General features: G+C 59.0%; 17 protein-coding genes. 3 read left to right on the forward strand and 14 right to left on the reverse strand.

Going from position 1 to position 20171, the window contains the following annotated elements:
- Window positions 1–92: 92 nt before the first annotated feature.
- The 3 genes from AACT07_RS08295 to AACT07_RS08305 all read right to left on the reverse strand — a co-directional run bounded on the left by AACT07_RS08295 (window position 93) and on the right by AACT07_RS08305 (window position 2679).
- Window positions 93–836 (reverse strand): amino acid ABC transporter ATP-binding protein, encoded by a 744-nt coding sequence (locus AACT07_RS08295; protein ID WP_069527175.1) that lies wholly within the window; start codon window positions 834–836, stop codon window positions 93–95.
- Window positions 820–1779 carry an amino acid ABC transporter permease gene (locus AACT07_RS08300; RefSeq protein ID WP_069527177.1) on the reverse strand — a complete coding sequence of 320 codons (960 nt, stop codon included), beginning with the start codon at window positions 1777–1779 and terminating at the stop codon, window positions 820–822. The genes AACT07_RS08295 and AACT07_RS08300 overlap by 17 nt, the downstream gene beginning before the upstream one ends.
- Window positions 1780–1878: 99 nt before the next feature.
- Complete coding sequence (locus AACT07_RS08305) at window positions 1879–2679, reverse strand: transporter substrate-binding domain-containing protein (RefSeq protein WP_005334079.1); 801 nt, start codon at window positions 2677–2679, stop codon at window positions 1879–1881.
- Window positions 2680–3192: 513 nt separating this feature from the next.
- Here AACT07_RS08305 and AACT07_RS08310 point away from each other — a divergent pair.
- Entirely contained in the window at window positions 3193–4329 is a 1137-nt protein-coding gene (locus tag AACT07_RS08310; RefSeq protein WP_069527179.1) for a GGDEF domain-containing protein, read from the forward strand.
- 18 nt (window positions 4330–4347) lie between these two features.
- Here AACT07_RS08310 and AACT07_RS08315 read toward each other — a convergent pair whose 3' ends face one another.
- The 8 genes from AACT07_RS08315 to AACT07_RS08350 form a co-directional block, all read right to left on the reverse strand.
- The gene (locus AACT07_RS08315; protein ID WP_047439233.1) at window positions 4348–5682 is read right to left on the reverse strand and encodes an MFS transporter; all 1335 of its coding nucleotides are present in this window, start codon (window positions 5680–5682) and stop codon (window positions 4348–4350) included.
- Window positions 5683–5703: 21 nt separating this feature from the next.
- Entirely contained in the window at window positions 5704–7224 is a 1521-nt protein-coding gene (gene uhpB / locus AACT07_RS08320) for a signal transduction histidine-protein kinase/phosphatase UhpB (RefSeq protein ID WP_069527181.1), read from the reverse strand.
- Window positions 7221–7811: a transcriptional regulator UhpA gene (uhpA, locus tag AACT07_RS08325; RefSeq protein ID WP_069527183.1), complete on the reverse strand. Its 591-nt coding sequence runs from the start codon at window positions 7809–7811 to the stop codon at window positions 7221–7223. The genes uhpB and uhpA overlap by 4 nt, the downstream gene beginning before the upstream one ends.
- Window positions 7812–8004: 193 nt before the next feature.
- Window positions 8005–8400 (reverse strand): nucleoside diphosphate kinase regulator, encoded by a 396-nt coding sequence (gene rnk, locus AACT07_RS08330; protein ID WP_005334070.1) that lies wholly within the window; start codon window positions 8398–8400, stop codon window positions 8005–8007.
- 245 nt (window positions 8401–8645) lie between these two features.
- Complete coding sequence (locus AACT07_RS08335) at window positions 8646–9383, reverse strand: substrate-binding periplasmic protein (protein ID WP_058056071.1); 738 nt, start codon at window positions 9381–9383, stop codon at window positions 8646–8648.
- Window positions 9384–9465: 82 nt separating this feature from the next.
- Window positions 9466–10152 (reverse strand): hypothetical protein, encoded by a 687-nt coding sequence (locus AACT07_RS08340; protein WP_069527201.1) that lies wholly within the window; start codon window positions 10150–10152, stop codon window positions 9466–9468.
- Window positions 10153–10224: 72 nt separating this feature from the next.
- A complete protein-coding gene (locus AACT07_RS08345) occupies window positions 10225–11616 on the reverse strand; it encodes an alkaline phosphatase (RefSeq protein ID WP_069527185.1) in 1392 nt (463 codons plus the stop codon).
- Between the two features lie 11 nt (window positions 11617–11627).
- Window positions 11628–13025, reverse strand: coding sequence for an alkaline phosphatase (locus tag AACT07_RS08350; RefSeq protein ID WP_005334065.1), 1398 nt, complete (start codon window positions 13023–13025; stop codon window positions 11628–11630).
- Window positions 13026–13348: 323 nt separating this feature from the next.
- Here AACT07_RS08350 and ylqF point away from each other — a divergent pair, with 323 nt between their 5' ends.
- Complete coding sequence (ylqF, locus tag AACT07_RS08355; RefSeq protein WP_005334061.1) at window positions 13349–14299, forward strand: ribosome biogenesis GTPase YlqF; 951 nt, start codon at window positions 13349–13351, stop codon at window positions 14297–14299.
- Between the two features lie 152 nt (window positions 14300–14451).
- Here the strand turns inward: ylqF and AACT07_RS08360 are convergent, their stop codons facing one another.
- From AACT07_RS08360 to dinG, 3 genes are all read right to left on the reverse strand, one after another.
- A complete protein-coding gene (locus AACT07_RS08360) occupies window positions 14452–15348 on the reverse strand; it encodes a histone deacetylase family protein (protein ID WP_069527187.1) in 897 nt (298 codons plus the stop codon).
- Between the two features lie 181 nt (window positions 15349–15529).
- Window positions 15530–16189 carry a YccT family protein gene (locus tag AACT07_RS08365; RefSeq protein ID WP_058056075.1) on the reverse strand — a complete coding sequence of 220 codons (660 nt, stop codon included), beginning with the start codon at window positions 16187–16189 and terminating at the stop codon, window positions 15530–15532.
- Window positions 16190–16331: 142 nt separating this feature from the next.
- On the reverse strand, window positions 16332–18404 hold the full coding sequence (dinG, locus tag AACT07_RS08370; RefSeq protein ID WP_069527189.1) for an ATP-dependent DNA helicase DinG: 2073 nt from the start codon (window positions 18402–18404) through the stop codon (window positions 16332–16334).
- Between the two features lie 395 nt (window positions 18405–18799).
- Here dinG and AACT07_RS08375 point away from each other — a divergent pair, with 395 nt between their 5' ends.
- Window positions 18800–19849 carry a porin gene (locus tag AACT07_RS08375; RefSeq protein WP_005359589.1) on the forward strand — a complete coding sequence of 350 codons (1050 nt, stop codon included), beginning with the start codon at window positions 18800–18802 and terminating at the stop codon, window positions 19847–19849.
- Window positions 19850–20171 lie beyond the last annotated feature (322 nt).

A 20171-nucleotide genomic window follows, 5' to 3' on the forward strand; every position in this document is an offset into this window, starting at 1 on the left:
ACTCGGGTTCAGCTGGGTTAAGCCTGCTCAGCGTGACACACAAGAAGAGGGACCTTACGGTCCCTCTTCGTTTATCCAGCAGAGCGTGTTGGCTACAGCACCTGACTCAGGAACTGGCGCAGGCGTTGGGAGGGGGGATTGTCGAAGAAGTCGGCCGGTTTTTCATCCACCAGCAGTTCGCCACTCTCCATAAAGAGCACCCGATCCGCTACCTCGCGGGCAAAGCCCATCTCGTGGGTCACCACCACCATGGTCATTCCTTCGCGGGCCAGCCCCTTCATCACATCCAGCACTTCCCCCACCATTTCGGGGTCGAGCGCACTGGTGGGCTCGTCAAACAGCATGATGCGCGGCTGCATGGCGAGCGCTCGGGCAATGGCCACCCGCTGTTGCTGACCGCCGGAGAGCTGGGACGGATAGCTGGCCGCTTTCACCGACAGCCCCACTTTCAGCAGCAGCGCCTTGGCTCTGTCTTCGGCCTCACGGCGTGACAGGCCTCGCACCTTCTGCGGAGCGAGGCAGATATTATCCAGCACCGTCAGGTGGGGGAAGAGGTTGAAGGACTGGAACACCATGCCCACCTCTTCCCGCAGCTTGTTGACATCGCCCGGCTCGGTCAGGCAAATGCCGTCGACTACTATGTTGCCGTCGTTGATGGTCTCCAGCTGGTTGAGGGTGCGCAGGAAAGTCGATTTGCCGGAGCCGCTGGGGCCGACGATCACCACCACTTCCCCTTCGGCCACCTGGGTGCTGACATTTTTCAGGGCGTGCACTTCGCTGCCGTAAAACTTCTCGACACCGGTCGCTTTGATGATGGGATCAGTTGCTTTTCGCATATTTCACCTCGAGACGGCGTACCAGGAAAGAGAGGGTGCCGGTGAGCACCAGATAGAGCAGGGCCACGGTGAACCATACCTCGAACGGGCTGAAGGTGGAGCTCACCACCTCGCGCCCCGCCTTGGTAAGATCGGTGATGGAGATAACCGAGACCAGCGAGGAGTCCTTGATCAGGTTGATGAACTGGCCCGCCAGCGGTGGCAGCACCCGCTTGAACGCCTGCGGCAGGATGACATAGCGCATGGTCTGGGCCGAGGTCATACCCAGGCTGCGGCCCGCCTCCATCTGCCCCTTGTGGATGGAGCTGATACCGGCGCGGACGATCTCCGCCACATAGGCGCCGGTAAAGACCGCCAGCGCGGCAACCCCGGCGGTGAAGCGGTCGAGGTTCAGCACGGTGCCGATAAAGAAGTAGACGATGAAGATCTGCACCAGCAGCGGCGTGCCGCGGATGAGCTCAACGTAGGTGACCGCCAGATTGCGCAGGGCGGGATTGGGGGAGAGGCGCGCCAGCCCGGCCAGGGTGCCGAGCAAAATGGCGAAGATGCCTGCTACCAGCGAGAGCTTGACGGTGACCCAGACGCCCCAGGCGATGGGGCCTGCGGTCCAGCTCAGTTGGGTGTCGAGGGTATCGCCACGAAAAACGGTATCCCCTTCGGCGACTTGTATGCCGGTACTGGCAATGGCTTGACGCAGATTGGGATCGAGATCGTCTTGCAGGAACAGCTTGCCCTTCTCGGCCTCGCTGGTGCCCGCCATCACGGTGCCGTCAAATTCGGCCAGATTCTTCTGCTCCGCCTGATAGGCGATGTATTGGGGAATGCGTTCCCAGCGCCAGGTGTAATCCACTGACTGGACAGCCTTGTAGATGCCGAATACGGCAACCAGCAGCATCAGCAGGAAAACCCCATGCCAGAGTAGCTGATTGGGTTGTTTTTCCATCTGTCTTGTCGGTTTGGGTGTGTGCACAGTCACAACCTCTTCTCGTTATTGTGTGGGGAGCTGCGTGGTGCAGGGGCGGCATGTGCCGCCCCCCGGAGGTTATTTGAGCTGATTCAGCCAGGCGTTGGATTCGAACCACTTCTTGTAGAGACGGTCGTAGCTGCCATCGCCCTTGATCTGGCGCAGGTAGTTGTTGAACCAGTTGAGGGTGTCCTGATCCCCTTTGCGGATGGCCCAGGCCAGCGGCTCGAAGGTGAACGGCTTGTCGAGGTGCACCACGGCGCCCTGATTCTGGGAGGCGAAGATAGCATTGTAGGGCAGGTCATAGACGAACGCATCGACCTTGCCGTTGATCACCTCCAGCTTGGCGTCATCCTGGGTTTCAAACTGCAGCAGGGTAGCTTTGGGGATAAGGCGCTTGACTGCCTGCTCGCCGGTGGTGCCGAGCTTGACCGCGATCTTGTATTTCGGGTCGTTGAGGTCGGTGAAGGATTTGATTTCGCCCGCCTTCTCTTTGCGCAGGACGATGGTCTGGCCGACCACGATGTAAGGATCGGCGAAGTTGACCCGCAGGTTGCGCTGGGGAGTGACGGTCATGCCGCCCATGATGACGTCGAACTTATTGGTCAGCAGCGCCGGAATGATGCCATCCCAGGCGGTGTTGACGAATTCGACCTTCACGCCCATCTCTTTGGCGACCATCTTGGCGAGATCCACATCAAAGCCGATGTATTGGCCCTGCTTGTTGGTCATCTCGAAGGGTTGATAGCCAGCGTCGAAGCCGACTCGCAGCACGCCGCGTTCGAGCACGGCATCCAGGGTGGAGGTAGGGGCTGGGGTTGGGGCCGCCGTGGCGATCCCGCAAAACAGCAGGGTAGAAAGAATCAGTTTTTTGATCATAAGTGACGTCTCTGTCGGTGGTGTGTTCGGCCTTGAACCTGATCCCGTGCGACTCCGTGGCACAAGAGACTGCTGCATCCGGCAACAGGCAAGACAGGATGAATGTCTTGAGCGGGACAAAAGCCCCATATGAGATGCTATGAATAGTGGTTGAGTGAAAAATGTACCAAAAACAGATTGTGTCAGAAGACTCAACAGGTTAGAGACATTTATTGATCATGGCTTCATTCATAAAATCACACGAAAACAACATATCTATCTAATGGGGTGGGTTCAAGCCCAAATTATCCCCAAGACATTTTGTTACATAGAGAGGGGCTCGTATGTGGCTTTATTCTGGTTGGGCTTATCTTTCTTGCATATCTCAAACCTGCTATAGCGGAATGGTGTGAGTTATCTGGTGGTGTGAAAAACAGACGAACAATATGTTTTTATTGTGAAAACAGTCAGGGTCTCTGGGTCTTGGCAAACGGTTCTCATATACTCACTTACCTCCCTCTGCCTGGTTTTGATATGGATGTCTCGTTGTTGCTGAAGCTGGATGTATTTACCCTGATGGTGATGGCATTGGGGGGATATAGCCTCGGGTTTATCACGCTCTCCATTATCTGGTCGACTCACCGGGAGATCCCGGGCATCGGGTTATGGTGGTGGTCCAGTCTCTGTGCGCTGGTGGCCCAGATACTTTTCTCGTTACAGGCATTTTTCCCCAGCCCCTCCGGCATCTGGCTGGCCAATACCCTGATCACGCTCTGCATTGTGTTGATGCCGCCGGCGCTGCAGCGCTTTTTCGGACAGCCCCCGAACTGGCGTGCCGGGGGGCTCTTCATGCTGGTCTATCTGCTGCTTCTGAGCTGGTGCATTGTGGAGGGGGGGATGGCATCCCGGGTGTTGCTGGCTTGCCTGAGTTACATGGTGCTGGGTGCTGTGATCGTCTATCTGGTCTGGCGCCACGGCTACCCCCACTATCTGCCGGCGGTGATGGTCTTTACCCTGGTCAATGTGCTGCTCTACGCCTTCTACCTGATGCGGCTCTGGTTCCTCTGGCAGGACAACGTACAGATGCTGATGGATAAGAGCGGGGTCAATGTGCTGCCCTTTCTCTCCATGCTGATGGGGAGCTATCTTTCCACCTTCGGGGTGCTGCTGCTCTGTACCCAGTACCGTGCGCTGGCGCTGCGCCAGCAGGCTAGCCACGACCCTCTTACCGGTCTGCTCAACCGGCGTGGCTTTATGGAGCAGCTGAAGCAGCAAAAGTGGGGCGACAGTGGCGCGCTGGCGGTGCTCGACATCGATGATTTCAAGCAGATCAATGACCAGCATGGCCATGAGGTGGGTGATCGGGTGCTGGCCGAGCTCGGTGCCTATCTGGGTAGTCAGCCCGATCTGGTGTGCAGTCGTTTCGGTGGCGAGGAGTTTGTGCTGCTCTTCTCGCAGCCCGGCGTGCTGGCCCTGCAGCGCTGCGAGGGATTGCTGGGGGAGGTCGCGAACCGCGACATGGGCGGCCTCTCCATCACGGTCAGCATGGGTCTCTCCCACTGGCAAGGGGAGTGGCACTTTGACCCTCTGTTCACTCAGGCCGACCATGCGCTCTATTGCGCCAAGCGGCAGGGCAAGAACCGGGTCTGTCAGGCTGGTCGGGAGGTGTAACTCCCGTTCAGTCCGGTATTACGTTATCTCGGCAGGCTGGGGGCGCGGTGCCTGCGCCTTGAGGAAGGGGAGCAGCAGCAGGGCCGAAACGCCTGCCGCCACCGAGATCACTACGAAGAAGCCGTTCCAGTGCCAGATCTCCATCACCTTGGCCAGCGGATAGCCCGACAGCGCCGCCCCCATGTAGGCGAACAGCCCGACAAAGCCGGTGGCTGCCCCTGCTGAATTTTTGTGGGAGCACTCCGCCGCCGCCATGCCGATCAGCATCTGGGGGCCAAACACGAAAAAGCCGATAGTAAAGAAGCAGGCCGCCTGCATCACATAGCTGAAGAAGGGCATCAGCCAGAGCGATCCCACCGCCAGCAGGATCCCCACCGCAAAGATGAGGTTCATTGGGCCACGGTTGCCGTTGAACAGCTTGTCCGATCCCCAGCCCGCCACCAGCGCACCGATAAAGCCTCCCACCTCGAACATGGAGATAGCCGAGTTGGCGCTCATCAGATTGAAGCCGCGCTGCTCGGTCATATAGAGGTTGCCCCAGTCATTGATGGCGGTACGCACCACATAGACCAGCACGTAACAGCAGGCGAGCAGCCAGATATAGGGGTTGCCCAGCACATATTTGCGCAGGATCTGGCGATGGGAGAGCCCCGCATCCTGAGTCTGCTGGGCCAGCTCCATGGCATCCTTGCGCCACTCGCCCACTGTCGGCAGTCCCATGGCACTCGGGGTATCCCGCAATCGCCAGCAGAGGAACAACCCCGCGATGATGGCGATAAGGCCGGGCACTATCATGCCGTAGCGCCAGCCATGTTGCAGAGCGATGGTGCTGACGATGAGAGGGATGAGCGCCCCGCCCACGTTGTGGGCGGTATTCCAGGCTGACCACCAGACGCCGCGCTCGGTGCGCGAATACCAGCTGGTAAGCAGCTTGGAGCAGGGGGGCCAGCCCCAGCCCTGGAAGAAGGCGTTGGCGACCCAGAGGGCGGCAAACATCCAGAGTGCCGACGAGAGGCCGAACAGGATATTGATAACGCCGGTGGCCATCAGTCCGACACCCATAAAGTAGCGCGGGTTGGCGCGGTCACTGATGATGCCGGAGAAGAACTTGGAGCAGCCGTAGGTGATGTAGAACAGAGTCCACAGCATGCCGATATCGGACTTGTCCAGCATGCCGCTCGCCAGCATGTCCGGCATGGCGAAGTTGAAGCTCTTGCGGGTGAAGTAGAAGACCGCGTAGCCCAGATACATGGTCAGCAGCAGGTGCAGCCGCCAGTGGCGATAGGTGGCATCGATCTCGGCCTGATCCCGGATAAGGGGCCGGGGCGGCGCGCTTCTCATAAAACTCAGCACAGGCTGGCCCTCTGGTGGTGATTAGCCATGACTCTCTTCCCGTCTGCGACTGGGCAGGTTGACCGTCAGCTGGGTGCCGTGGATGCACGAGAGTTGCAAACTGCCCCCTAGGGCCTGTACCCGCTCGCGAATGCCGAGCAGGCCATAGCCCTGTTGCGGACGGCTTTCCGGCAGGCCGCGGCCATCATCTTCCAGCACCAGTTGCAACAGCTCGCCGCTGGCCCGGGCACGAATGGTGACCGAGTGGGCGTTGGCATGTTTGACCACGTTGTTGAGCCCCTCCTGACAGACCCGAAACAGGGTGACCCGCTGGGCATCGGAGAGATCCCCATCCGCCAGTTGCCACTCCAGCCGGGTGACGATGCCGTGACGCTCTAGCTCCAGCTCCCGCAGCAGTGCCCGTACCGCCTGTTCAAGAGTCATGTCGTCGAGTTGGCGCGGGCGCAGCCGCCCGAGCAGACCGCGCACCGCGTCGTAGATCCCGAGCGACAGTGTATCGATGAGGGCACTGCTCTGGCCCACCCCTGCATTATCGGGGGCGAGGCGGCGCACGATCCCGGCCTGGGTACGAATGGCGGTGATGGTCTGGCCGATATCGTCGTGCAGCTCGCGCGCCACCTCCTTGCGGATACTCTCCTCGGTCTCCAGCAGCCGTTCGGTGAGCTGGCGATTATGGGCGAGCTGGCGGGTCAGCGCCTGATTGAGTTCGCGCTGGCGCTGGATCCCGGCGCCTAGCAGCAGGCCGGTGAGGCTCTGGGCCAGCAGGGAGAGCAGCAGATCGAGGGGGTGATCGTGCCAGGCCTGACTGGCCAGCAGGGCGATGGTGTTCATCAGTGTGGCGAGCAGCGCCCCCTGCCAGCCGTAGCGCCACGCCATGGCGATGATGGGGATGGCGAGACAAAACGGGGTAAAGCGTACCAGCGAGTTGGGCAATCCCAGTTGCAGCCAGAGGCTCAATACGAACAGCAACAGATACCAGACCAGATGGCGAAAGCGCCACTCCATCGGTTGATCCACCAGCGCAGGCCCCAGCGGCACCCAAGTGGCGCGGGTGAGGTAGTGCCAGATCAGCATGCAGGTGGAGGTCAGCGTCAGCCCGCCGGTCAGGCTGAGCAGCAGGGCCGAGAGGCCATCTTCCCCGGCCAGATGCCAGAGCAGGGCTTGCAGCAGCGCTGCCGCCGTGACGGTGGCGAGCAGCAGCAACAGTTGCTGCCAGTCGTTGCGCACCTGTTGGCGACGGGCAATCAGCAGCGGTAGCAGGGTCAGCAGACTGCCTGCGACCAGCCAAGGCCAGTGGGGCAGCCCCACCTCCAGATTGAGCCAGTAGAGCAGCAGCCCTTCGCACAATAATAGCGGCGGCCAGTAGTGGCCCGGGCTTTGCAGCAGCAAGCCGAGGCGCAGGCCGAAGGGGAACAGCAGCACCGCCAGCGCCGGGCCGCCCGCCAGATGCAGGCTGATGCTCCAGAGGCAAAACCAGCCGGCGGCAAAGATGAAGCAGGCCGCCAGCGCGATGGCGACATAGCTGGCAAAACGGGAGATCACCAGCTATCCAGCATGCGGTGGGCCAGCTCGACGTTGTTGCTGACCTTGAGCTTGTCCATCAGGTTGGCGCGATGGACGTGAACCGTCTTGGGGGAGAGGCCGAGCTGCTCGGCGATGGCTTTCACCTCCAGCCCCTGTGCCAGCAACTGGGCAATCTCCCGCTCCCGATTGGTGAGGGGATCCCGGCTGCTGCTGGCCAGTTTCTGGGCGATGTCCGGCGTCAGATAACACCCCCCCTGGGCGGCGGTGCGCACGGCAGCGATCAGCTCGTCCGGACTGCAGCGTTTGGAGAGAAACCCCTTGGCGCCGGTTTGCAAGGCCTGCTCGATGAGGGCCGGGCTGTCGTGCACCGAGAGCATCACTACAGCCAAGCCGGAGGGGAGCTGCTTGAGCAGATCCAGTCCCGACAGGTCGGGCATCGAGATGTCGCAGACACAGACCCGCGCCCCGCTGCCGGGCAGACCGGCAAGGGCGTCGCTGGCGGAGCCGAATTCGGCGACCACCTGCAGGTCGGGCTCCAGATTGAGCAGTTGGGCAAAACCGGATCGGACGATCTGGTGATCGTCGATGAGGGCAATTTTTATCATGATGTCAGCCTGAAATTCGGTGCGTCATGACCATGACGCGGCCAACAAGATACCTGCCCCCCGAGTCAGGCTCAAGCAGCAGCAGGAAAAGGGGCTAAAAACCGGGGGGCAAGGTGCGTAAAGCTTGATCGGGATCAGCTGGCAAGGGCGAGCAAGCGGGCTGATCAACAGGGGGATGACCAGCCCGGGGGACTCAGCGGTGCAGCTCGCCGGCGCGCTCCGGCTGATAGACCACTTCCAGAATTTCTACCTCGATGGTGCGACCGGCCGGGCCCGGCCAGGCGATGCTGTCGCCTACTTTCAGGCCGAGCAGGGCGCTGCCCACCGGCGCCAGTACCGAGATATTGCTCTCGTCGCCCTTGGCATCGCGCGGGTAGACCAGGGTGAGGCAGAACTCGTTGCCGCTGCTCTGCATCTTGAAGCGCACCTTGCTGTTCATGGTGACCACGTCCGGCGGCATGTCGGCCGGTTCGCGGATCTCGGCGCGGTCCAGCTCCTCTTGCAGGGCCAGATGCTGCGGGTGGTTGCCGAGCAGTTGTTCGATACGGTCCAGATCAAGGCTGGAGATAACCAGATGTGGTTGTTTCATAAGATATTCCTTATCAATAGCGGATAGGCCCATACCGGCGGGTGCAGGTTGGCCATCACGCAAAGTGTTACAAAAATGGATTCAACAGGTTCAATCGATTGAAAATGCCATGCCCCCAAGCGACTCGCGGCCGAAGGAGCGAGGCGGGGGCTCAGCAGGGTGTGAGCAAATGCGAGGAAATAGCGAGTATTTTCATAGGCCTACCATAACCATTCTGGCCGGCCTTGGCAACCGCGATTGAGTGACTACTCAGGAGCCTGATAGTTGTACTGACGGATGATCCGCGCCAGTGTGCCATCATGGCGCATCTCGTCTATCACGGCTTGCCAGCGCTGCGCCTGTTTGAAGGGGAAATCCTTGTGAGCGGCCAGGAACAGTTGGGTGTTCATCAACACTTCCCCGCGAACCAGCTGTTGTGATGAGCGTTTGTCTTGTTGTTGGGCATACAGGATGACATTCCATGCGGCGACCCAGGCATCAATGCGACCGCGATGGAGTTTATGAGCGTTGAGTTGCTCATCTGCCACTGTCTCTCCCCGGATCCCGATGCGTTGTTTGAGTAGGTGTTGACCAAACGAGTAGCGCAGCACGCCCACATCAAGGTTTTTCAAATCGCTGCTTTTCAGTGCTTTTGGGTGAAACCGGCGATCGCTGACGATCAAAAACTGCTCATCGAGGATGGGCGTTACCCACTGATAGAGGTGCTCTCGCTGACTGCTTCGCACGGGCGGTATCATCAATACATCGGGACGGTGAATTGTCTGGGTCAGTGCACGTGGAAGTGGCATCAGCTCGATGGTAAGCGGCTCGCCTAGACGGCGGGCTGCTTCCTCCATGATCTCGATACCCACCCCGCTGGGTTTACCATGGGAGGACTGAATGACGTAAGGGGGCAGCTCGGCTGCCACCAGCACAATAGCCTGGGCACCGGTGTTCACCAGCAATAACAGCAGGGCAAAAAAGGGCAGGCAGAGAGCGCGCATCAAGGTCGTGAGCCAGAGTCGAATATGCAGAGTGTAACATTCCTGCCTGCGTTGTCGTTGTGCCCGCTGAGGGGTTGGGATCTCAGTCGAAGAAATCCCGCAGATCGCGCACTTCGTAATCAGCGAGTTGCTGCCAGGGGAGCTGAGCAGGCAGCTTGCGCAGGGTCACCTCCATCCGGTAGCTGCGATAGCCGTCGAGACTGGCCGACTCGACCACCAGCGGGATCTGCCACTGACTCGACCAGAGAATCCGGGTTCGTTGCTGCCCTTCGCGCTTTTCATACCAGCGGGCCTGCTCGGGGGCGGCCTCATCCAGCGGGGTCATTCCCTCGAGCAGCGTCGGGTTGACGAGATGGCGGATCCGCGGCCAGTCGGGCTTGAAGGCCACCTGGCCATACTCTTCCACCGGCACCTCAACCAGCTGGTTGTGCCAGCTGTCGGCATAGCGCAGCTGAATTTCACCCTCATCACTGCGGCTGACCCAGCGGGCTGCCATCTGGTGGGTAAAGTGCTTGTGGCCGGGGGTTGCGTCGTGAGTGGCGTGATAGGCGCGGGCAAGGGGGAGGGGAATGAGCCGCTGGCTCCACACCTGATTGCCCACCCGCAGCCACTTCTCTTGCCAGACACTCTCTCTGGCGATGCCATCGCTGCCGGTGTTCCGGTCGTGATAGCTGATCCGGGCGGCGAGATCCGGGGGGGGGTCGTCAGCATGCAGAGGGAAGGCGAGGGTGCTGCCAAGCAGCCATAACGAAAGCAAAAGTCGCATCATCATCTGTCGCTCGAAAGAGCCGGGGCCCGGGCCGCTGAGTCAATTGCTCAGATGCACCCAGGCCCCTGCTGCTTACAGGCCGAGCGCCTCCCGCAGTTTGCCAAACACCTTGGTGTTATCCAGCGTGCCTTTGAAGCGGTTGCTGCCGGCGCCATCGGCAAACAGCATCACATCGCCGCCTCCGTGGGTTTCCGATGTCAGTTTGACGCCGGTCTCCTGCAGATAGTCATTGGCCATCACCTGATCGCTGGTGAGGACTGGGCGTACATCGGGGCGGTTGGGGCCGTTACCGAACACCAGGGTGGTGAAGGGCTTGCCATCCACATCGTTCTGGGTCGAGCCGTCGCCATTTTTCACCAGATCCAGCACCGGATTGCCCTTGGCGGAGTAGCCGTTAATGGTCATGGTGTGGTCATGGTCGGCGGTGACCACGATCAGGGTATTGTTGAGATCCACTTTACCCAGCGCCGTCTTGACCGCCTCATCCAGTGCCACCGCGTCGGTGAGCGAGCGCTTGGCATTGGTGCCGTGCAGGGCGTGATCGATCCGGCCGCCTTCTACCATCAGGAAGTAACCCTGACTGTTCTTGCTCAGCAGGTCGATCGCCTTGGCGGTCATTTCGGAGAGGGACGGCTGGGTATTGGCAGCCCCCTTGGCGACCCGATCCAGCTCGTAGTCGAGGTGGGATTTGCTGCTGAACAGACCGAGCACCTTGCCACTGGTGACCTTGGCCAGTTCACTTTGGGTGGTGACATAGCTGTATCCCTGCGCCTTCATCTCGGCGGTCAGGTCGCGGTTGTCATTGCGACCGCCCTTGTTGCTGGCGCTGTAGGGGGTCCAGTGGTTGGCACCACCGCCCATCAGCACATCGACCCCATCCCCAAGCGCCTGGTTGAAACCAGTTCCTCCCGGAACAGCTTGTGCAGCGATGTCATAAGCGGCATCCCGATGGCAGATGTGGGCGTAGGTAGCCGCCGGGGTCGCGTGGGTCAGCTCGGTGGTGGTGACGGCTCCGACCGATTTGCCTGCCGCCTTGGCTAGCTCCAGGATGGTGGGCACCGGTTTGCCGTTATCGCTGCTGCAATTGTTGACGGTTTTGTTGCCATTGACGTCTTTGCCGGGGGCGACGGCTTTGGTGTCTCTGCTCATGGCGATCACCTCGTTGTTCATCTTGACCCCGGTGGTGTAGGCCGCCATGGAGGGGGCCGAGTCGGTGGTCTGGGCATCGTTGGAGAAGGTCTTGATGCGGGCACTGCGTGGCAGTTTCATCATCTCCAGATTGCCCTCTTCCCCCACCTTGAACAGGCGGGTGGCGGTGAGCACGGTGGGGCCCATGCCATCACCGATAAAGAGAATGACGTTTTTGGCATCACCGGCCTGTGCCTGGGAGGTTGCGCCCAGCGCACTGAACAGGGCGGCGCAGACCAGCGTGTGCTTGATGGATGTGTTCATCTGTTTGCTCATGAAAGTGCTCCTTACAGCTTGGCCGCAGCCTTGATCTTGCCGAACACGGCGGTGTTATCGAGTGAGCCATGGAAGCTGTCAGCCCCCTTGCCGATGGCGCCGAGGAAGACATCTGTGCCGCCGTGGGTCTCGTTGCCGATCTCGCCTACCTTGACCACCACTTCCTGGTGGTAGTCATTGGCGGAGACGGTGGCGTCGTCGAGCGGGGCGACGCTGCTGCGCGGGCCATCCACCCGGTTGTAGCCGTTGCCAAAACCTATGATGGTGTAGGGCATGCCCTCGCTATCCTTGCTTGGCTCGCCAGTCTCGTAGTTCTTCACCAGCCCGAGTACGCCGGGGTTGTCGGCGGTGGTCTTGCCGGTGCGCTTGGCATAGCCGTTGAGCACTAGCGTGTGGTCGTGATCGGCGGTGACCACGATCAGGGTGTTTTTCAGCTCGGGGTCGCTCTTTTTCACCTCGTCGATAGCAGCCTTGATGGCGTTGTCGAAGGCGATGGTGTCCTGCAGCGCCCGCTTGGCGTTGGTGTCGTGCAGGGCGTGGTCGATACGGCCCCCTTCCACCATCAGGAAGTAACCCTTCTCTTTGCCCTTGAGCTGCTTGATGGCGGCCAAGGTCATCTGGGCCAGTGACGGCTCGCTGGCGGGACGGTCCAGGTCATATTTCATGTGGCTGGAACCAAACAGGCCCAGCAGCGGCTTGCCCGCATCGGCCTTGTTCAGCTCATCCAGATTGCTGGCAAACTGGTAGCCCTTCGCCTGCATTTCGCTGATGAGGTTGCGGCCATCCTCCCGCTTGCCCTTGTCGGCTTTGGGCAGGAAGAAGCTGCTGCCGCCACCGAGCACCACATCCAGCCCCTCCTTGAGGGCGCTGTTGTAGCCTTTGCCGCCCGGCACCAGCTGGACGGCGATATCTGCCTCCAGATCCCGGTTGCAGATATGGGCATAGGTAGCCGCCGGGGTGGCGTGGGTCACCCGGGTACTTGTTACCACGCCGGTACCGCGGCCATCGGCTTTGGCCAGCTCCAGCAGGGTGGTCACCGGCTTGCCGGCGCTCTTGCTGCAGTCGCTCTCATAGGTGGCGTCGCCGTCCATGCTGATGACGCCGTTGTTGCTCTTGACCCCGGTCATGTAGGCCGCCATGGAGGGAGCCGAGTCAGTGACCTGGGCATCGTGGGAGAAGGTCTTGATAAAGGCCGTCTCTGGCAGGGTATCGATGGTGAGATCACCCTCTTCGCCGACACCGTAGATGCGGGCCGCCGTCAGGGTGTTGAGGCCCATGCCGTCACCGAGGAAGAAGATGACGTTGGTGGGTTGGGCTGCGGGCTTGGTCGCCACCGTGTCATTGTCTGATTTGCAGCCGGCAGCCAGGGCGGCGCCGATCATCACTGCAAGTCCTGCCATTTTTCTCATTGGGGTTCGCTCCTTGTAAAACCTGAGCGCAGCCTAGAGGGGGCAGATGACACTTTTACTGACTATCGGTGACGGTTGTGTGAAAAAGTGATGGAAATGTTACACTGTATCAATGTGTTATCTGTCAATTGGGCGAGTTGGCCCGGTCGTTTCCGGCAAGGTCGCTCCACCTCGGCGGTTTGCTGATTTGATGAGGTGATGGCTAGAATGACCTGTCAAAATAGGCCCGCAGCAGGTAAAATGCGCCCCCTTCGTTCGATGCCCGCGGCAGAGCGCCTGTTGTTCCATGCGCCCGCCCGCAGCCCCCACAGAGAGTAACGGATATGTCCATCAACTGGTTCCCCGGTCACATGCACAAGGCCCGCAAAGAGATTGCCGAGGTCATGCCCCAGGTCGATGTGATCATCGAGATGCTCGATGCCCGCATCCCCTTCTCCAGCGAAAACCCGCTGGTGCCCGAGCTGCGTGGTGATACCCCGGTGATCAAGGTGCTGAACAAGGCGGACCTGGCCGATCCGGCGATCACCGATCTGTGGGTGGCGCACATGGAAAAAGAGAAGGGGATCAAGGCGCTGCCGCTGACGCAACAAGAGCCGGAGAAGATCAAGCAACTGCTGACTCTCTGTCACGAGATGCTGCCGGAGCGCAATTTTGAGCTGCGCGGCGTGCGGGCGATGATCATGGGGATCCCCAACGTGGGCAAGTCCACTCTGATCAATACCCTGGCGGGGCGTATCATCGCCCGTACCGGCAACGAGGCGGGGGTGACCAAGTCCCAGCAGCGGATCAAGCTGGATAACAACGTTATCCTGACCGATACCCCAGGTTTCCTCTGGCCCAAGCTCAACCCGCCCTCCTGTGGTTATCGTCTGGCCATCACCGCGGCCATTAAAGACACTGTGTTCGACTATGCCGATATCGCCATGTTCGCCGCCGACTACTTCATCAAGGCCTATCCGGAGCGGATCAAGGCGCGCTACCAGATTGACGAGTTGCCCGAGACCGAGATCGAGCTGCTGGAGATGATCGCCCGCCAGCGAGCGTTTATGCGCAAAGGGGGGCTGGCCGACCTGCACAAGGCGTCCGAGATCCTGATCAACGAGTTCCGCTCCGGTTTGCTTGGCCGCATCTCGCTGGAGACGCCGGAGATGGTGAGCGTCGAGATTGTCGAAGCCGCCGCTGAAGCCGAGCAAAAAGCCAAAGAGAAGGCCGAGCGGGAAGAGGAGCGTCAGGCCCGCGCCCGTCGCAAGTACGCCCGCAAGCGTCAGAAATAGTTATCCTCAGGCGTCCCGAGCTTGCCTGACAACGAGCGAGCTTGTGTGACCGAGATGACGAAACACGAAGAGGCGACCCCAGGGTCGCCTCTTCTGTTTTATCTGGTGAAGTGCCCGCCCGACTCTGATGGGGTGTCCGCGCTATAAAGCTATCAGCTAAAACGGTGGCGCGCTGTTTCAAACAGCGACATATGCAGCGGGATCAGCTGTTGCCAGTCGCGGCGATAGCCGCCACCGGGCACAGCGGCGACAGGCAACCCATGCTGGATTGCACAGTCAAATACCATGGCATCGCGCAGGCGAACCCCTTCATCGCTCAAGGAGAGATAACCAAGCTCGTCGGCATGATGCACATCGACGCCCGCCTGATAGAGGATGAGATCCGGCGAATAGAGGCGCAGTGCCAGTGATAGCGCCTGTTGCAATGTGGTGAGATAGGCATCGTCTGCCATGCCGCTTGGCAGCGGAAAGTCGAGGTGAGAGGTGGCTTTTTGATGGGGGAAGTTGTGCTCCCCATGGAGGGAGAGGGTGATGATATCGCGCCGTCCGGCGCACAGGGCCGCACTGCCATCTCCCTGATGCACATCGAGATCGACGATCAGTACCTGTTCACAACGCTTTTCGTCGAGGCAAGCCTGGGCGGCAATCACCAAATCGTTGAACAGACAAAAACCGCTGCCGTGATCCCGATGAGCGTGGTGGTAGCCGCCGGAGATCTGCAAGCCGCAGCCCTGCTCAAGTGCATAGCGGCTGGCGGCAATAGTGGCTCCGACCGAGCGCAAGGTGCGCTCCATCAGCATGGGTGACCAGGGAAAACCGATCTTGCGGATGGCGCGCTCTTCAAGCTGGCCGTTCAGGGCCGCCGCGACATAATCGGCATCGTGAATGCGACAGATTTGCTCCCGGGTAGCGGCGGGCGCTTCGCCAAGGGGGTAACCCTTCACCTGCAGGCGTTCAAACAGCCCTTGATACTTGGCCAGCGGGAAGCGATGGCGCTCGGGTAGCGTCAGGGAGGAGTAGAGGGGGTGATAGAAAATGTGCAACGACATGGTGCCATTCTCCCCGGCAAGGTGGCGCTTTCTATATATGAAATCAGCAGATGAATCCATATATGTACTCCCTATATAAAGGGGAAGTGGCAGCGCATAAATCAAGACGCGTCGTGAGTGAGACCGCAGGATATGGAAAAGGGGAGCTTGGCTCCCCTTTCAGTCAATATCCCAGCTCGGTTTATTGCTGCTGGATAACCCAGATCTGGAAGGCTTTGCGGGTTTCCGCATCTGCCTTGTTGTACCAGTTTTGCAACTGGGTCAGCGCTTCCGGATTGCTTTGAGCCTTGCTGGGGGCAACCTGAACCGGTGCGCTGGCGGCAGCCATCACGGCAGCAGAAGAGACGGCAACCGCTTTGGGCTGGTTGAAGGCTTTCCCCATGTTGATCAGCTCTTGCTGATAGTCACGGGTCAGCTGGAAGCCCTCTACTTTCGGCATCACGAACTGTTCGCTACTCACTTGCTGACCACTGACCTTGTCTTTCAGCGCCACTTTCTGCTCTTTGACAAACTGCTTGGCTTCGGCTTCGTTGCGGGGCTTTTTATAGTCCAGCACCAGCTGCTGATTGTCGGCGGCGGTGAAGTTCAGCACCAGCGGCTCTGCAGTGACCAGCTTGATTTCGTTACGGCTGGAGTAGTTGCCTTCAAAGGCGACGACCAACTGGTGTTTGCCGGCAGAGAGGGGGAAGGTGCTGGTTTTGTCGAGCAGCTTGGGGTTGATGGATTGACCATCGATCAGCTGGACGACATACGGGGTGGTCACTTCCAATTGGGCATCAGCAAGGGCGCTACCGGCCCACAACAGACCAGCCAGCGCCGGTACCAGAACAGTCAGTTTCATTTCATCTCCTTGAACAGTCAGGCGATTGCCCACTGAAAACAGGGGCTCATTTTTACAGGTTTGGCCTACTGCGGCAATGGCTCTTTCTGGAGGTGTATGTTCGTGCAGTTGTCGGTTCATTTATCAATAACGGCATGCTTATTTATTCGATACGCCGTGTAAACGGGGGGAGGGCGTCGAGCAGCCCCTTGCCATAACGCTTGGTCAGCAGGCGGCGGTCGAGAATGGTGACCCGTCCCCGATCGGCCTCTTTGCGGATGAGGCGGCCACAGGCCTGGATCAGTTTGCGCGATGCTTCTGGCACCGTCAGTTGCAGGAAGGGGTTGCCGCCTCGCTGCTCCACCCACTCGGCGGTGGCCTCCTCGACCGGTGAGTTGGGTACCGCAAAGGGGAGTTTGGTGATCACCAGATTGGTGAGATAGTGACCCGGCAGATCCAGCCCCTCCGAGAAGCTGCCGGTACCAAACAGGATGCTGGACTGACCGCCATCGCATTTTTGTTTGTGCAGGGTGAGCAGGGCATTGCGGGAGGCTTCCCCCTGCACCAGCAGTGACAGCCCCTTGGCTCGCAAGCCAATGGCCACCTCATTCATCTGGCGGTAGGAGGAGAAGAGCACCAGACTCGCCTCCTTGCCCGCCAGAATGCGTGGCAGCACGCTGATGAGTTCGTTGGTAAAGGCTGGCGAGTTGGGTTCGTGCTCCATCTTGGGCAGATAGAGCTCGGCTTTCTGATAGTCAAAGGGTGAGCGCAGGCGCAGATAGCGGGTACCGTCGTGCTCCTTGAGCCCCACCTGATGGCGAAAATAACTAAAGGAAGAGAGTGCTGTGAGGGTCGCGGAGACCAGTACGGCTCCCAGACATTTCGACCAGAGCCACTCCTCCAGCAGATACCCCACTTCAATCGGTGAGGCGTGCAGCCAGATATCACCGTCATCGCTCTTGGCCATCCAGCGGGCGAGCGGGGTTTTACCGGTCGGGACATGGCGCCCCAGCATCTCCCACAGGGCGCAGAAACTCTCCAGCCGCTGCAGATGAAAACCGCTCTCTGCCAGCAGAGGTTCGGCCTCCTTGCGGCGGATCTCGCCATCTTTCAGCGCTTCACCTATGGCCCCTTGCATCCGATCCAGCGCTCGCAGCGCCTTCTTGCTCGACTCCTTGAGATTCTCCGCCAGCATGGGCAGGGGATCCGGCAATACCCCTTCGGCGAAGCGGTAGTGAGGTTCACTGCCAAAAAGCCGATCGTTGGCGCTGAGCCACTGCTCGACCGCCTTCAGGTCGGGCTGGATGGAGGCCAGTGCATCCTGCAGTTTGAGTTGGGGGTCGAGCAGGCTTTCCTTATTAAGTGTCCGCGCCAGCTTGCCTGCACTTTGAACCAGCTTCTCCAGCCAGCGACGCGAGCCTTTGACGCTGGCCGACGCCGCGCCGTGATCCCGGGCGATGGTGGGCAGGTGATGGGCCTCATCCAGCACATAGATGCACTCATCGGGGGGGGGCAGAATGATGCCGCCGCCCATGGTGAGATCGGAGAGCAGTAGCGCATGGTTGACGACCAGCACATCGGCGCTCTCCATGTCGTTGCGGGCGCGATGAAAGGGGCAGTGCTGGTGATGGCTCAGCGCCTTGTTGCAGGTGTGGCGGTCGGCGGCGATGCGATCCCAGCAAGTGTCGGGAATGGGCTCCGGCCAGTTGTCCCGATCCCCGTCCCACTTGCCATTGGTGTAGGCCTGCCACAGCGCCTGGTAGCGATCTTTGTCGCTGTCAGAGGGCTTGGATTTGCTCAGACTGCCAAAGTCGAGCTCAAAGTTGGCCATCTCGGCACCACTGGCTGCCTGCTCCAGCAGATGCTCGCAGCAGTAGCGCTGACGCCCCTTGACCAGCATAAAGCGAAACGGCAGCTCGCTGTGGCGGTGGTAAAAAGGGAGGTCTTTGTGGATCAGCTGCTCTTGCAGGGCCACGGTGGCGGTGGAGATCACCAGCTTCTTCTGGGTGAGCCGCGCCACCGGGATGGCACCTTGCGCATAAGAAAGAGATTTGCCGATACCGGTTCCCGCTTCGGCCACCAGAATACGGCGCTGTTTGTCGTACTCGCCGGTTAGGGTTTTGGCTATCTCTGCCACCAGAAAGTTCTGCTCTTTGCGCGGCACAAAACCGGGTAATCCATCCGAAATCTGGCGATAGGTTTGACGAATGGTTGCTTTGAGGCGAGTAGAGAGCATGAAGAGAAGGCTAGTTAGGGGTTAATCGAAGGACAAGGATACCCGCAACCCCTTGGTGAGGTCGAGGCAACAGCCATTATCACGGCAGTTTTACGCTGATCAGACCACTTTGGTTGTTTATCAGGTAGTTAGCGTTATTTGCATGCAAAATAGACTATTTGAGTGCAAATAATCAGCAGGATTCGTTGTAAACGTTTTCCTTTGAGCTTGCCGCTAGGTGAGACTTGGCTCACATTTTTGCCTCCATGACTATGGTTTCCGTAAAAAGTTCCAAGTTTTTTCATTGCGGTTCAAAAAATCCGGTGCTAGTCTCGGCGGCATAGTGATGCAAAGAACATCGCTAACACAGGGAATAACAACAACTTAGTGTTTAATTACAGTAGGCATTGGAAACTATGAAAAAGACAATTCTGGCTATTGCTATTCCGGCTCTGTTTGCATCCGCCGCTAACGCCGCAGTGATCTATGACAAAGACGGTACCACTTTCGACGTATACGGCCGTGTACAGGCTAACTACTACGGTGAGCACGATGATACCGACGGCGAGCTGGTTGGTTCTTCCCGTCTGGGCTGGTCCGGTAAAGTTGCTCTGAACAACACTTGGTCCGGTATTGCCAAGACCGAGTGGCAAGTTGCTGCTGAAAACTCCGACAAGGGCAGTGATGGTAAGTCTAGCAAGTTCGATGCTCGTCATATCTATGCAGGCTTTGACGGCACCCAGTACGGTAAAATCATCTTCGGTCAGACCGACACTGCTTTCTACGACGTACTCGAGCCTACCGATATTTTCAACGAGTGGGGCGATGCTGGTAACTTCTATGACGGTCGTCAGGAAGGGCAGGTTATCTACTCCAACACCTTTGGTGGTTTCAAAGGTAAAGTTTCCTACCAAACCAACGATGACGTAGCGGTCAAGATCACTGACGTTGGTCAGAAGATCAAAGAAGACGCTATTTGGGGTAAAGACGTTAAGCGTAAGAAAGCTTATGCCGTTGCCGCTGGCTACGACTTTGACTTCGGTCTGGGCTTCAACGCCGGTTATGCCTACTCCGACTTGCAAAACAAAGTTAACGGTCAGACTGGTAAGAAAGACGAGTGGGCTGTTGGCGCGCACTACGCTATCAATGGTTTCTACTTCGCTGGTGTTTACACTGAAGGCGAAGTGAAGAACAAGAGCCTGGGTCTGAAAGATGACGGCCGTGGTTACGAGCTGGCTGCTTCTTACAACGTAGATGCTTGGACCTTCCTGGCTGGTTACAACTTCAAAGAAGGCAAGGCCAACGCTCAAGCTGCCGGTTCTACTTACAAGGATCTGGTTGACGAGACCCTGCTGGGTGTTCAGTACGCTTTCACTCCGAAGCTGAAAGCTTACACCGAGTACAAGATCCAGGGTATCGAGAAACATGATGACGAGTGGACTGTTGCTCTGCAGTACAACTTCTAATAAGTTGCACATGAGTAATATCCTGGCTTGAGTCTTTGACCAAGCTACGAATGGCCGAGATGATATCTCGGCCATTTTCTTTTTGGGCGACAGCGTATTGGCGCATGATGAATCGCCGGATTGCTGTGTTACGTGATGTTTGGCAAACCATTTGTCTCGGTTAATCTCTCCTGCTTCCTGCTTCCTGCTTCCTGCTTCCTGCTTCCTGCTTCCTGCTTCCTGCTTCCTGCTTCCTGCTTCCTGCTTCCTGCTTCCTGCTTCCTGCTTCCTGCTTCCTGCTTATCTCTTTGATGGGGAGGGCACTGCTCTCCTCTACGCCATA

It is taken from the genome of Aeromonas sp. ANP5 (assembly GCF_963870295.1).
GTDB classification, from domain to species: Bacteria; Pseudomonadota; Gammaproteobacteria; order Enterobacterales; family Aeromonadaceae; genus Aeromonas; species Aeromonas veronii.